This window comes from Cedecea neteri (assembly GCF_000758305.1).
In the GTDB taxonomy this organism is placed as follows: Bacteria; Pseudomonadota; Gammaproteobacteria; order Enterobacterales; family Enterobacteriaceae; genus Cedecea; species Cedecea neteri_C.
Map to the genome: position 1 here is coordinate 1396885 of NZ_CP009458.1, position 14448 is coordinate 1411332.

12 protein-coding genes are annotated in these 14448 nt (G+C 54.8%); 9 read left to right on the forward strand and 3 right to left on the reverse strand.

The window, feature by feature from the left end:
• Positions 1–87: 87 nt before the first annotated feature.
• The 6 genes from pgi to psiE all read left to right on the forward strand — a co-directional run bounded on the left by pgi (position 88) and on the right by psiE (position 6380).
• Positions 88–1737 (forward strand): glucose-6-phosphate isomerase, encoded by a 1650-nt coding sequence (pgi, locus tag LH23_RS06520; RefSeq protein ID WP_039289302.1) that lies wholly within the window; start codon positions 88–90, stop codon positions 1735–1737.
• 367 nt (positions 1738–2104) lie between these two features.
• Positions 2105–2356 carry an exopolysaccharide production protein YjbE gene (gene yjbE / locus LH23_RS06525; RefSeq protein ID WP_008455862.1) on the forward strand — a complete coding sequence of 84 codons (252 nt, stop codon included), beginning with the start codon at positions 2105–2107 and terminating at the stop codon, positions 2354–2356.
• A 62-nt stretch (positions 2357–2418) separates the two neighbouring features.
• A complete protein-coding gene (locus LH23_RS06530) occupies positions 2419–3057 on the forward strand; it encodes a YjbF family lipoprotein (protein WP_039289304.1) in 639 nt (212 codons plus the stop codon).
• Positions 3054–3791 (forward strand): capsule biosynthesis GfcC family protein, encoded by a 738-nt coding sequence (locus LH23_RS06535; protein ID WP_039289306.1) that lies wholly within the window; start codon positions 3054–3056, stop codon positions 3789–3791. The genes LH23_RS06530 and LH23_RS06535 overlap by 4 nt, the downstream gene beginning before the upstream one ends.
• Complete coding sequence (locus LH23_RS06540; protein ID WP_039289308.1) at positions 3791–5887, forward strand: YjbH domain-containing protein; 2097 nt, start codon at positions 3791–3793, stop codon at positions 5885–5887. The genes LH23_RS06535 and LH23_RS06540 overlap by 1 nt, the downstream gene beginning before the upstream one ends.
• An 85-nt stretch (positions 5888–5972) precedes the next feature.
• Positions 5973–6380, forward strand: coding sequence for a phosphate-starvation-inducible protein PsiE (gene psiE, locus LH23_RS06545; protein ID WP_039289309.1), 408 nt, complete (start codon positions 5973–5975; stop codon positions 6378–6380).
• A gap of 102 nt (positions 6381–6482) precedes the next feature.
• Here the strand turns inward: psiE and malG are convergent, their stop codons facing one another.
• The 3 genes from malG to malE form a co-directional block, all read right to left on the reverse strand.
• Positions 6483–7373 (reverse strand): maltose ABC transporter permease MalG, encoded by an 891-nt coding sequence (gene malG / locus LH23_RS06550; RefSeq protein WP_039289311.1) that lies wholly within the window; start codon positions 7371–7373, stop codon positions 6483–6485.
• 10 nt (positions 7374–7383) lie between these two features.
• Positions 7384–8928, reverse strand: coding sequence for a maltose ABC transporter permease MalF (gene malF, locus LH23_RS06555; RefSeq protein ID WP_039289313.1), 1545 nt, complete (start codon positions 8926–8928; stop codon positions 7384–7386).
• Positions 8929–9293: 365 nt separating this feature from the next.
• Positions 9294–10484: a maltose/maltodextrin ABC transporter substrate-binding protein MalE gene (gene malE, locus LH23_RS06560; protein ID WP_039289315.1), complete on the reverse strand. Its 1191-nt coding sequence runs from the start codon at positions 10482–10484 to the stop codon at positions 9294–9296.
• Between the two features lie 373 nt (positions 10485–10857).
• On the opposite strand from malE, the gene malK reads away from it, so the two are divergent.
• From malK to malM, 3 genes are all read left to right on the forward strand, one after another.
• Positions 10858–11967, forward strand: a complete 1110-nt coding sequence (gene malK / locus LH23_RS06565; protein ID WP_039289316.1) for a maltose/maltodextrin ABC transporter ATP-binding protein MalK — start codon at positions 10858–10860, stop codon at positions 11965–11967.
• 24 nt (positions 11968–11991) lie between these two features.
• Positions 11992–13332, forward strand: a complete 1341-nt coding sequence (locus tag LH23_RS06570; RefSeq protein WP_269320220.1) for a maltoporin — start codon at positions 11992–11994, stop codon at positions 13330–13332.
• Between the two features lie 99 nt (positions 13333–13431).
• The gene (malM, locus tag LH23_RS06575; RefSeq protein WP_039289321.1) at positions 13432–14388 is read left to right on the forward strand and encodes a maltose operon protein MalM; all 957 of its coding nucleotides are present in this window, start codon (positions 13432–13434) and stop codon (positions 14386–14388) included.
• Positions 14389–14448: the final 60 nt, after the last annotated feature.

The following is a 14448-nucleotide window of genomic DNA, read 5'->3' on the forward strand; positions in this document are numbered from 1 at the left end:
CTTAATGGCATAAAATCAATCACAATTTTTGCCTGCAGGCGCTACAATCGACCGAAGTCACAATTCTCAAATCAGAAGAGTATTGCTATGAAAAACATCAACCCGAAGCAGACCTCTGCCTGGCAGGCACTCCAAAAACACTACGATGAGATGAAAGACGTTACGCTTTCCGACCTGTTCGCGAAAGATAACGACCGCTTCAGCAAGTTCTCCGCGACCTTCGATGACCTGATGCTGGTGGACTTCTCCAAAAACCGCATCACTACCGAAACCCTCGAAAAACTGCAGGCTCTGGCGAAAGAGACCGATCTGCAGAGCGCGATCAAATCCATGTTCGCCGGCGAGAAAATCAACCGCACCGAAGACCGCGCCGTGCTGCACGTTGCGCTGCGTAACCGCAGCAACACGCCTATCGTGGTCGATGGCAAAGACGTGATGCCGGAAGTGAACGCGGTGCTTGAGAAGATGAAAGCCTTCTCTGAAAGCATCATCAGCGGCAGCTGGAAAGGCTACACCGGCAAAGCCATCACCGACGTGGTTAACATCGGTATCGGCGGCTCTGACCTCGGCCCATTCATGGTTACCGAAGCGCTGCGTCCATACAAAAACCACCTCAACATGCACTTTGTGTCTAACGTTGACGGTACCCACATTGCCGAAGTGCTGAAGAACGTTAACCCGGAAACCACGCTGTTCCTGGTGGCGTCTAAAACCTTCACCACTCAGGAAACGATGACCAACGCCCACAGCGCGCGTGACTGGTTCCTGCGCGCCGCTGGCGATGAAAAACACGTCGCGAAACACTTCGCTGCGCTGTCCACTAACGGTAAAGCCGTTGGTGAGTTTGGTATCGACACTGCAAACATGTTCGAATTCTGGGACTGGGTTGGCGGCCGCTACTCTCTGTGGTCAGCCATTGGCCTGTCCATCATTCTGTCCGTGGGCTTCGACAACTTTGTTGAGTTGCTGTCCGGCGCGCATGCGATGGACAAACACTTCTCCACCACCCCTGCCGAGCAAAACCTGCCGGTACTGCTGGCGCTGATCGGCATCTGGTACAACAATTTCTTCGGCGCTGAAACTGAAGCGATTCTGCCATACGACCAGTACATGCATCGCTTTGCGGCCTACTTCCAGCAGGGCAACATGGAGTCCAACGGTAAGTATGTTGACCGCAACGGCAATGCCGTGGACTACCAGACTGGCCCAATTATCTGGGGCGAGCCGGGCACCAACGGGCAGCACGCGTTCTACCAGCTGATTCACCAGGGGACCAAAATGGTGCCGTGCGATTTCATCGCGCCGGCCATCAGCCATAACCCACTGTCCGATCACCATCCAAAACTGCTGTCTAACTTCTTCGCACAGACCGAAGCGCTGGCGTTCGGGAAATCCCGTGAAGTGGTTGAGCAGGAATACCGTGACCAGGGTAAAGATCCGGCCACGCTGGACCACGTTGTGCCGTTCAAAGTGTTCGAAGGCAACCGCCCAACCAACTCCATCCTGCTGCGCGAAATCACTCCGTTCAGCCTGGGTGCGCTGATTGCACTCTACGAGCACAAAATCTTCACCCAGGGCGCGATCCTGAACATCTTCACCTTCGACCAGTGGGGCGTGGAGTTGGGCAAACAGCTGGCTAACCGCATCCTGCCAGAGCTGGGCGACGACAAACAAATCGCCAGCCACGACAGCTCTACCAACGGCCTGATTAACCGCTATAAAGCATGGCGTGATTAATTAAACCGCATGATTTAAATATGCCAGCCTTGTGCTGGCATATTTTTTATAAGAGTTATCCCCTTGCCGTCATAATTCTCGATATTGTCACCCTGAGGTTAATCCGAAAAGTGGTTTTTCCGCCGCTTTGTCAGATCTTTAATTTAAGATTATATTGAATCAAGTTCTCTCAATATTCTTTATAATTGATTGTTTTTATTTGGTTTAAGTTTATTTAAATATAACTTCAGCTTTGATTTTTACTCTTTTTCTTAAAATTCACTCCTTATTTCCTGCGGGCTAATTCATCACATTGTGTTGTGTATACTCGATCGCGCCTGAAACCTTTTCAGGTAAATCTCCATTCATTCAATGAAGGGAAATTGTAATGAGAAAAACCCTTTATGGCGCTTTAGCCATATTTACGCTGGCAGCCGCCGGCGCGGCGAATGCTGACCCTGTAGCTGTGGGTGATGCGGCCGGCGCGCAGGCGACGTCTGTGTCTGCAGGCAGTTCTGCTGCAACCAGCGCCAGCACTGTTGGGTCAGCGGTCGGTGTGGCATTAGCCGCCACCGGTGGCGGCGACGGTTCTAACACCGGGACCACCACAACCACGACGACCAGCACCACCACCCGTTAACGTTTGGGTGTTTTTAACCATAACCACACTTCGGTGTGGTTATTTTAAACCGGGGAATCACCGTGCAGCGACTCGCAATACTCTTTGTCTGTCTGTTACTCCAGGCGTGCTCAGCGACCACCAGAGGGCTTGGCACCTCGCTTTGGAACAGTATTGCCGGAGGCGGAGGCGTACAGCTTACCGACGATGAAATTGCCGAGATGCGCTACGCGAGCCAATACATGAGCATCAACAACGGCCCGCAGCTGTTTGTGGTACTCGCTTATAACGAAGACGGCCAGCAGAAGTGGGTGACGCAGGACCGGTCGGTCATCGTCACGCAAAACGGCCGCATTGTGAAAACCTCCGGGCTACGGGACAACCTCACGGAAGTCACCAATCTGGCCAGCGACCCGCTGGCGAACGTGAAACAGATTCAGGATGGCGCGAGCTGGACCCGGCAGATGGCCTGGACTGAACACCAGCAGGTTCGCTACGCCACCGCAACGTCCACCTTTGAATTTGACGGTACCGACACGGTGAAACTCGGCAGTAGCGTGACCAAAGTGCGCGTGCTGGAAGAAGAGGTGACTGCGCTCGGGAAAAGCTGGACGAACCGCTATTGGATCGACGATGAAGGCCAAATCCGCAAATCAAAACAGTATCTTGGCCCTGGCTACTGGCCTATTACCACGCTTCTAGTGAAGGCGGCAAAACAATGAAAAAACTCCCCTTTACGTTGATGACTCTGCTTTTCGCCAGTGCCTTTTCCCATGCAGAAAGTACCGTGACGGTTTATGCCCAACCGCAAACGCAGCCGCGGGTGATTACCGATGCCGCACGGCTGGCGGACTTAGTGACTAACCCTGCATTAAGCCGCACCTGGTGGCCGGCGGCGGTGATTAGCACCCGGCAGGCAAGCGCTGCAGAAGAGCAAAAACACCAGCAGCTTCTGGCGCGCCTGGCTGAAGTGGCCGCAGACGAAGGTGGAGACGATGGGGCTGCCATCAACGGGCTGCGTCAGCAGCTCAGCGCCATGCACGTAACCGGGCGGCAGTTTGTCAATCTGGACCCCGATTGGGTTCGCCTTCGCCCACAGGCAAACGTACCGCTTCAGGGGGAGTACAGCCTGTGGACCGGGCCGCAGCCCACAACCATCACCCTGGTGGGATTAGTCAGCTCGCCTGGCGTGAAGCCTTTTACCCCCGGGCGCAGCGTGGATGACTATCTGGACGACGTCAGCCTGTTGAGCGGGGCTGAAAGGAGCTATGCCTGGGTGATTTACCCGGACGGCAAAATCGAAAAAGCGCCGGTCGCGTACTGGAATAAGCGCCATAGAGAACCGTCGCCAGGCAGCGTCATCTTTGTGGGTTTCTCCGACCACCTTTTCAGCTCCACCTTTGATGAGCTGAACCAGCAGATTCTTAATACCCTGACCCATCGGATACCGGATTAATGAAAAAACGTTACCTGTATAGTCTGATTGCGCTGGCGGTGACATCCGCCTGCCGCGCCGAAACGTATCCGGCACCCGTTGGCCCTTCTCAGGCGGATTTTGGCGGCGCGGGTTTGCTGCAAACGCCGACGGCACGTATGGCGCCTGAGGGCGAATTTAATCTCAACTACCGCGACAACGATCAGTACCGCTTTTACTCCGCCTCCATGCAGCTTTTCCCCTGGATGGAGGCCACGCTGCGCTATACCGACGTGCGCACACGTCACTACAGTAGCGTGAAGGCTTTCTCGGGTGACCAGACCTATAAAGACAAAGCGTTTGACGTGAAATTCCGTCTGTGGGAAGAGGGTTACTGGCTGCCTCAGGTCTCCGCCGGTATTCGTGATCTGGGCGGCACCGGGCTGTTTGACGGTGAATATGTGGTGGCGAGCAAAGCCTGGGGGCCGTTCGATTTCAGTCTCGGCATGGGCTGGGGATATTTAGGTACCAGCGGCAACATCAAAAACCCGCTCTGCGAATACAGCGACAAGTACTGCCACCGGGATAACAGTTACCAAATGGCGGGCTCCTTCAACTTTAGCGGCATGTTCCACGGCCCGACATCGCTGTTTGGCGGCGTGGAATACCAGACGCCGTGGCAGCCACTCAGGCTAAAAGTTGAGTATGAAGGCAACAACTACAGCCATGAGTTTGCAGGGAAAATAGACCAGCGCAGCAGCGTTAACGTCGGCGCTATCTACCGGGTGACCGACTGGGCCGACGTGAACATGAGCTACGAGCGCGGCAACACCTTTATGTTTGGCGTGACGCTCCGCACCAACTTCAACGACCTCAAGCCGGGGTACAACGATTCCCGTCGCCCAGAGTATCAGCCACATCCTCAGGACGAAATTCTGCAGCACAACGTGGTGGCTAACCAGCTGACCGACCTGAAATACAATGCTGGACTGATCAACCCGAATATTCAGGTCAAAGGTGACACGCTTTACGTCACGGGCGAGCAGGTGAAATACCGAAATTCCCGCGAAGGTATTGAACGTGCCAACCGCATCGTGATGAATGATCTGCCGGATAATATTCGCACCATCCGCATTACCGAAAGCCGGATTAATATGCCGCAGGTCACCACGGAAACGGACGTCGCCAGCTTGCGTCGACATCTCGAGGGTGAACCGCTGGGGCAAGAAACGACGCTGGTACAAAAACGCGTTGAGCCCGTGGTGCCAGAAAGCACCGAGCAGGGATATTACATCGAGAAGTCGCGCTTCAACTACTCGCTCGATCCGATTCTTAACCAGTCCATCGGTGGCCCGGAAAGCTTCTACATGTACCAGGTCGGGGTGATGGGGAACGTGGATTACTGGCTGACGGACCACCTGTTAACCAGCGGCAGCCTGTTTGCTAACGTCGCCAATAACTACGACAAATTTAACTACACCAACCCGCCAACGGATTCCACGCTGCCGCGCGTGCGTACCCACGTTCGCGAATATGTAGAAAACGATATTTACATCAACAACCTGCAGGCTAACTACTTCCAGTACTTCGGGCATGGGATCTACGGCCAGGTTTACGCGGGCTACCTGGAAACCATGTATGGCGGCGCGGGGGCGGAGCTGCTTTACCGCCCGGTGGACAGCAACTGGGCGATCGGCGTCAACGGCAACTACGTCAAACAGCGTGACTGGCGCAGTTCGCAGGACATGATGAAATTTACCGACTACAGCGCGAAGACCGGGCATATCACCGGCTACTGGACGCCACCGTTTGCTCAGGATGTGCTGGTTAAGCTCAGCATCGGCCAGTATCTGGCGCAGGATAAAGGCGGCACGCTGGAGATCTCCAAACACTTTGACAGCGGGATCGTGGTAGGCACCTACGCCACCATCACCAATGTGTCGAAGAAAGAGTACGGCGAAGGGGACTTCACCAAAGGTTTCTACATCAATGTGCCGCTGGATATCTTCTCGGCTTACCCGACCCGCAGCCGGGCACAGGTAACCTGGACACCGCTGACGCGTGACGGCGGGCAGATGCTGGGCCGTAAGTTTGACCTGTACGGGGTGACCAGCGACCGCAGCGAAAATTTCCGTTAGTGAAAGTAAGTAAATAAACTAGATCAAGATCACATTCTGGACGTATAACAGCCTCTCAAGACCACAATAATAATGAGGGGCCGTTATGCCTGCGACACCGCGTTTTGCCTGGATTTCTACCGTCATGCAGACGGTGCTCAATCTGGGTTTATTAGCCCTGGGGGTGATCCTGATTATCTTCCTGGGCAAAGAGACCGTTCATCTCGCCACCGTGCTGTTCACGCCGGGGGATGACGCCAGCTCGTACCTGTTTATCGAAGGGCTGGTGGTCTATTTCCTCTATTTCGAATTTATCGCGCTGATTGTGAAGTACTTTCAGTCGGGCTATCACTTCCCGCTGCGCTACTTCGTGTACATCGGTATCACCGCGATTGTGCGCCTGATTATCATCGATCATAAATCGCCGCTGGACGTGCTGATCTACTCGGCAGCGATTCTGGTGCTGGTGATTACGCTTTGGCTGTGTAATAGCCAACGCCTGAAGCGGGAATAAAAAAGGGCGGCCCTGGGGCCGCCTGAATAAAGTGCTAAGGTCAAAGTGAGGGTTGCAGTGGTATGGCATAAAGATGAAGCAAATGACTTTCAGGGATAAACGTTAACCTTTCACCCCGCCAGCGGTCAGGCCGCTCACCAGCCAGCGCTGGGCCAGCAGGAACACAACGGTAATCGGTATCGCGGAGAGCACCGCCGCCGCGGCAAAATCACCCCACAGGTAGTTCTGCGGGTTAAGGTATTGCTGCATCCCCACGGCCAGCGTGTAGCTGTCCACGTCGCGCAGCAACAGCGAAGCCACAGGCACCTCGGTAATCGCGGCAATAAACGACAGAATAAAGACCACCGCCAGAATGGGCACCGACAGCGGCAGCAGCACCAGACGGAATGCCTGCCACGGCGTCGCGCCATCCAGCGCAGCGGCCTCTTCCAGCGAGCCATCAATCGTTTCGAAGTAGCCCTTAATCGTCCAGACGTGCAGCGCAATCCCGCCTAAATAAGCAAAGATCACCCCGCCGTGGGTGTTCAGGCCGATAAACGGAATGTACTGGCCCAGGCGATCAAACAAGGCATATAGCGCCACCAGGGAAAGCACCGCCGGGAACATCTGGAAAATCAGCATCCCTTTCAGCAGAGTGGCTTTGCCGGGGAAACGCATACGGGCAAAAGCGTAGGCGCAGGTGGTGGAAAGGGCGACGATACCTATCGCCGTGATCCCGGCAATTTTTATCGAGTTCCACAGCCAGAGCAGCACCGGGAACGGCGGTGGCGTGACGCGACCATCCGCGTGCTCAACGCTAAAGCCCAGCGCCAGCTTCCAGTGTTCCCAGGAAACCTGGTCCGGGATCAGGCTCCCGGTGGCAAAGTTACCCGGACGCAGCGAGATGGCGATGACCATCAGCAGCGGGAACATGATTGCCGCGATAAACAGCAGCAGCAGAAAGTGCGTGAGGAACAGACGCAGCTTTTGAGATTTGGGTTGTACCATGGCCATCGTCGTCTCCTTAATCGAACTTCATGCGGGTGGCTTTCAGGTTCACAATCGCAAGGGCGCCCACCAGCAGGAAGATAAGCGTTGCGATAGCCGCCGCCAGACCGAAGTCCTGGCCGCCGCCGCCTTCAAAGGCGATGCGATAGGTGTAGCTCACCAGCAGGTCGGTATAACCCGCTGGCGTGGTCGTCCCGAGCCTGTCCGGGCCGCCGTTGGTCAGCAACTGAATCAGAACGAAGTTGTTAAAGTTAAAGGCGAAGCTGGCAATCATTAGCGGCGTGAGCGGCTTAATCAGCAGCGGCAGCGTGATTTTAAAGAAGTTCTGGAACGGACCCGCTCCGTCCATCGCTGATGCTTCGTAAAGGTCGTCAGGAATGGCTTTCAGCAGCCCCATGCACAGGATCATCATGTAGGGATAGCCCAGCCAGGTATTGACGATGATGATCATCGAGCGAGCGGTGGTTGGGTCGCTGAACCAGGCGGGCTTAATGCCGAACAGTGCGCTCAGCATCATATTGATTTCGCCGAAGCTTTGGTTGAATAAGCCTTTGAAAATCAAAATGGAAATAAACGAAGGCACGGCATAGGGCAGGATCAGCAGCAGGCGATACACCGCTTTACCCTTCAACGATTCCCACTGCACCACGCAGGCCAGCACCATCCCCACCGCGACGGTAAGAATCACCGTCAGCACGGAGAAAATCACCGTCCAGACGAAAATAGCCAGGAAGGGCTTTTGGATCCCGTCATCGTGGAAAACGCGCAGGAAATTTTTCCAGCCGATGGTGACGGTATAGCCCGGGCTTAGCTGTTCTCCAGCCCAGCTGCCGTCGGCGTTTACCGACTCGTAATAACCGATATGGTCGTTCGGGGCGTATTTTACATTGGTCTGGTTATTGGTCAGCTCGCCGTTTTCCGCCAGCGTGTAGAGCGGGCGAGTGCCAGAGAACTGGCGCAGGGAGCTCATCACCACCTTGCTTTCATCCGGCAGCACGGCGGTTATCTGGCTCAGAGCCTGGCGGTTTTGGGTGATGACGCGCAGGTTGCCGCGCTCGCCTTCCGGCAGCGTATCAGCCTCTTTCAGCTGAATTTTTTGCGCGCCGCCAAAGGTAAATTTGTCCGAGATATAATTTTTCCCGCTTTCCCCGTCGGTGAGCGCTAACGTCCATTCATTGCCGTTTGGATAAAGGCTAAAGTTGAAGGTTTTGCCCGCCTGGTACTGGCGGTCCATCAGCACCTGCTGCGCGCGTTCAAATGTCAGTTGGTTGGTGCTGCTGTAGTTGGTAAAGGCGATAGCGATGGTACAGATCAGCGGGAAGAGGACAAACAGCCCCATACCTGCCATGCCGGGATAGACGTAGCGCCAGGCGTAGGCCTTGCGGTTAGCAAAAATATAGAGGCCAAGTGAGCTTAAAATCAGCGTCATGATGGCGAACAGGTACTCCCCCTGGGCGTACATTAAAACCACAAGATAGCCAACCAGCAGGCCCAATGCCCCGATGACTGACCATTTCAGTCCCTCGCTTTGCCACCAGCGGCTCTTTTTAACTGCATCCATGGGGTGTTCCTCTACAGCGTGTTATTTCCCCTCACCCTAACCCTCTCCCCAAGGGGGAGAGGGGACAGAAAGGGCCAGTTTTCTCACTCCGGCAGGAGAGCAGGACTCAATCCGAACTCCCTCTCCCTTGTGGGAGGGGGCCGGGTTCTATCCGAATTCCCTCTCCCTTGTGGGAGGGGGCCGGGTTCAATCCGAATTCCCTCTCCCTTGTGGGAGGGGGCCGGGTTCAATCCGAATTCCCTCTCCCTTGTGGGAGGGGGCCGGGTTCAATCCGAATTCGCCCTATCCCTTGTGGGCAGAGGGCCGGACTCAATCTGAATTCCCCCTCTCCCCTATGGGGAGAGGGCCGGGGTGAGGGGCAAGGTTTACTTAGTGATACGTCCCTGAGCATCCTTCAGCGCAGCATCAACGGTCTGACGGCCGCTAACGGCGTTGATGACCGCCGTGCGCACGGCATACCAGAAAGCAGACATCTGAGGAATATTCGGCATAATCTCGCCCTTCTGGGCGTTATTCATGGTGGCGGCAATACGCGGATCCTTCGCCAGTTGTTCCTGGAACGATTTCAGCGCCACGGCACCGAGCGGTTTGTCCTTGTTCACATCCGCCAGACCCTGATCGGTCAACAGGTAGTTCTCAAGGAACTCTTTCGCCAGTTCTTTATTTGGGCTGGCGGCGTTAATACCGGCACTCAGCACACCTACGAATGGTTTAGACGGCTTGCCTTTAAAGGTCGGCAGCAGCGTCACGCCGTAGTTGATTTTGCTCTTGTCGATATTTGACCAGGCCCACGGCCCGTTAATCGTCATCGCCGTTTCGCCCTTGTTGAATGCGGCTTCAGCGATGGAATAGTCGGTGTCGGCATTCATCTGCTTGTTCTTGATCATATCAACCAGGAAGCCGAGACCCGCTTTTGCCCCTGCGCTGTCCACGCCCACGTCTTTCACATCATATTTGCCGTTTTCGAACTTGAAGGCATACCCGCCATCTGCCGCAATCAGCGGCCAGGTGAAGTACGGTTCCTGCAGGTTGAACATCAGCGCGCTCTTGCCTTTCGCTTTCAGTTCTTTATCCAGGGCGGGGATCTCCTCCCAGGTTTTCGGCGGGTTTGGGACCAGGTCTTTGTTATAAATCAGCGACAGCGCTTCTACCGCAATTGGGTAAGCGATGAACTTGCCGTTGTAGCGAACGGCATCCCAGGTGAACGGATAGAGCTTGTCCTGGAAAGCTTTATCTGGGGTGATTTCGGCTAACAGGCCGGATTGCGCATAGCCGCCAAAGCGGTCATGAGCCCAGAAGATAATGTCCGGGCCATCGCCGGTTGCCGCCACCTGTGGGAATTTTTCTTCAAGTTTATCAGGATGTTCAATGGTGACTTTAATACCGGTATCTTTCTCAAACTTCTTACCGACTTCGGCCAGGCCGTTGTAGCCCTTATCGCCGTTAATCCAGATGACCAGTTTGCCTTCTTCGATTTTTGCCAGTGCAGAGGCGGAAAGCATCATCGTCGTCAGGGCTGACAGAGCGAGGATACGGGCGCCGGTTTTAATTTTCATGTTCCCATCCTTTGAGTGGTGGTGTGCGCTTTATAGGGTAGTGCAGATTAACGTTGTTAAGTCTGCGGAGATGACAAGCGCTTCTCATCCTCCTTTGCTCTACGCCCCTGAGTGGTTATCTGTGATCTGCTTTGCATAACTGGCCGTTATGTGTCCTGGCGCACATAAAAACGCACTGAAAATTGAAGCCGCGATCACGAAAATCCCTTGTGCCACCTGCAACCGGTTGCAGATGCCCCTGCCTCATCCTCCCGCCTCCTCCCCCATAAAAAAGCGTTAGGGTGGAGGATTTACCAAATGTCGCTTTCCCTCATAGTCGGACACATCTTGAAGCACCTGTCCGACGGCAGGCGGCAGTAATGAGGGAGTGGTAATGGCGAGCGTGCAGCTACGGAACGTAACAAAAGCCTGGGGTGACGTGGTGGTGTCGAAAGACATCAATCTCGACATCAATGAAGGAGAATTCGTGGTTTTTGTCGGGCCATCAGGCTGCGGTAAATCAACGCTGCTGAGAATGATCGCGGGGCTTGAAACTATCACCAGCGGTGAACTGCTGATTGGTGAAAAGCGCATGAACGATATCCCTCCCGCTGAGCGTGGCGTGGGGATGGTGTTTCAGTCTTACGCCCTCTATCCCCACCTGTCTGTCGCGGAAAACATGTCCTTCGGCCTGAAGCTTGCCGGGGCAAAAAAAGACGATATCAACCAGCGCGTGAATCAGGTTTCTGAAACCCTGCAGCTCGCGCATCTGCTGGACCGCCGCCCGAAGGCGCTGTCCGGTGGGCAACGCCAGCGTGTGGCGATTGGTCGAACGCTGGTCGCGGAGCCTCGAGTCTTCCTGCTGGATGAGCCGCTTTCAAATCTTGATGCGGCGCTGCGCGTGCAGATGCGTATCGAGATATCCCGTCTGCACAAGCGTCTGGGCCGCACGATGATTTACGTCACCCATGACCAGATTGAGGCGATGACCCTGGCCGACAAAATCGTCGTGCTGGATGCTGGCCGCGTCGCGCAGGTTGGGAAGCCGCTCGAGCTGTATCACTACCCGGCTGACCGCTTTGTCGCGGGCTTCATCGGGTCGCCAAAAATGAACTTCCTGCCGGTAAAAGTGACCGCGACGGCCATTGACCAGGTGCAGGTGGAATTGCCTAACCGTCAGCATGTCTGGCTGCCGGTGGAAAGCCGCAATGTTCAGGTGGGGGCCAATATGTCACTTGGCATTCGCCCGGAACACCTGCTGCCGAGCGACATTGCTGACGTCACCCTTGAAGGGGAAGTGCAGGTCGTTGAGCAGTTGGGACATGAGACTCAGATTCACATCCAAATCCCCGCCATTCGTCAAAACCTGGTTTACCGCCAGAACGACGTGGTGTTGGTAAAAGAGGGTGCCACATTCGCTATTGGCCTGCCGCCAGAGCGCTGCCATCTGTTCCGAGAAGATGGCACCGCATGTCGTCGGTTGCATCAAGAGCCCGGCGTTTAAGCATTCCCATAAAAAATAAAAGCAATGATCTCAGGAGATAGAATGATGATTACTCTGCGCAAACTCCCACTGGCGGTCGCCGTCATTGCAGGCATCGTGTCTGCACAGGCTGGCGCCGTTGATTTCAAGGGCTACGCACGTTCTGGTATTGGCTGGACAGGCAGCGGCGGTCAGCAGCAGTGTTTTAAAGCGACAGGTGCTGGCTCTAAATACCGTCTGGGTAACGAATGTGAAACTTATGCTGAAATTGAGTTAGGTCAGCAAGTTTGGCAGGAAGGTGAGAAGAGCTTCTACGTTGACACCATGATTGGTTACGCCACTAACCAACTGAACGATGACGAGGACACCAACGGTGGCCCACGTGTGCGTCAGATGAACGTGGTAGGTAAAAACCTGATTGATGCGCTGCCAGGCGCGAATATTTGGGCAGGTAAGCGTTATTACAAACGCCATGACGTGCACATGATCGACTTCTACTACTGGGACGTTTCTGGCCCAGGTGCTGGCCTGGAAGACATTAACCTGGGCTTCGGTAAACTCTCCCTGGCCGCAACCCGTAACGGTGAAGCCGGTGGTTCAGAGGCCTTCATCAACGGTACGACCAAAAAACAAGATCTGGCGAACGATATCTTTGATATTCGTTTAGGGCAGATGGAAGTGAACCCTGGCGGTTCTCTGGAAGTGGGCTTTGATTACGGCCGCGCCAATACCAGCAAGCACTATGATTTTGGCGTGCAGGATGCGACCAAAAATGGTTGGTTGGGTACCGTGGAACATACTCAGACCTTCCTCGGCACCAGCCTGAACAAATTTGTGGTGCAGTACGGCACCAACGCGATGGCACAAACCAACGGTACCGGGCGCCCGAATACCTTCCAAAACAACGACGGCAAAATGCTGCGCGTGATTGACCACGGTGCTATCGACTTCAACGATACCTGGGGCCTGATGTACGTGGGTATGTACCAGGATATCAACCGCGATGATAAAAACGGTACCCAGTGGTGGACCGTGGGCGTTCGTCCTATGTACAAATGGACGCCAATCATGAGCACCCTGCTGGAAGTCGGCTATGACAACGTGAAGTCTCAGCTGACCGACAAGAGCAACAACCAGTATAAAATTACCCTGGCACAGCAGTGGCAGGCGGGTAACAGCATCTGGTCTCGCCCGGCTATCCGCGTCTTCGCAACCTACGCTAAGTGGGATGAGAAGTGGGGTTATTCTTCCAGCGATGCCTCCGATTCTAACTACGTAGCGGGCACACCATCCGGCATTGCTTTCGCCGATACCAGCGCTCGTACTTTCAGCCGCGGCAACGACAGCGAAGTCACCTTCGGTGCTCAGATGGAAGTCTGGTGGTAAGTTAATCCCCCGCGCGGGTGCTTAGCGCCCGCCGGTTTCACATGCCTGACCCGTCTCTTTTTTGCCTGAAGGAGACGGGTTCGCTTCGAGGATAAAACAATGAAAAAACATCTTCTCGCGCTTTGCCTGCTTCCCGTACTGGGCTTATCGTCTGTGCCGGCTTCCTTTGCCGCCAACACGGCAATTAACCCACAAAATGTCTCAACCGCACCGTCTATTCCAGCGGACAAACTACAAAGCTTACCGTGGATTCCGTTGATGCCGCCTGTTAGCCAGGACGTTGTGCTGACCGCTTCTTCGGCCAGCCTTAACGTCGGGGAACTCACCGGGAGTGTTGCGGCGTTCGTGCTGCCAGCCGATCAGGGCTCACTGGAAATCACGCTGACCAGCCTGGTAAAAGACCTGAGCGTTTATGCGCCAAATGTCCTTATTCTCGACGGGCAGATGCAGCCATCTGCTTTCTTCCCGAGCAGTTACTTCCAGTACCAGAAACCGGGCATGACCTCCGGTAACCGTCTGGAAAACGTCATGAAGCTGACCCCGATGATGGGGCAGAAACAGATCTACATGCTGGTGTACACCACGAAACACGATCTGACGGAAACGACCCGCATGATCAACCCGGCGAAGCTTTATGCTGAAGGGGCAAGCAACGCTATTCCTGATGTGGCCGATCCGATCGCTAGCCACAGTGGGCAAGGTAACCTGACGGTTAAGCTGAAAACCGAACAAAACAGCGGCAACATCATGATCGGTAAGATCTTTGGTGGGTCCGATGCCAAACCTGTTGTGGTCGGTAATGTAGCGCCGCCGACGGCCTACTCTGCACCAGCTGCCGCACCGGCACCAGCACCAGTGGCTGCGCCAGCTCCGGCACCTGCCGCGAAGAGCGAACCTATGCTCAATGATACGGAAAGCTATTTTAACCGCGCCATTAAACAGGCGGTGGATAAAGGCGACATCGATAAAGCCCTGAAACTGCTGAATGAAGCCGAGCGTCTGGGTTCCACCTCCGCCCGTAAAACTTTTATCAGCAGTGTAAAAGGCAAGGGGTAACCATTTCCCCACGTTGCTGATGCTTGAAGTATTGGTGCGCTCAGGCGCACCTTTTTTTTC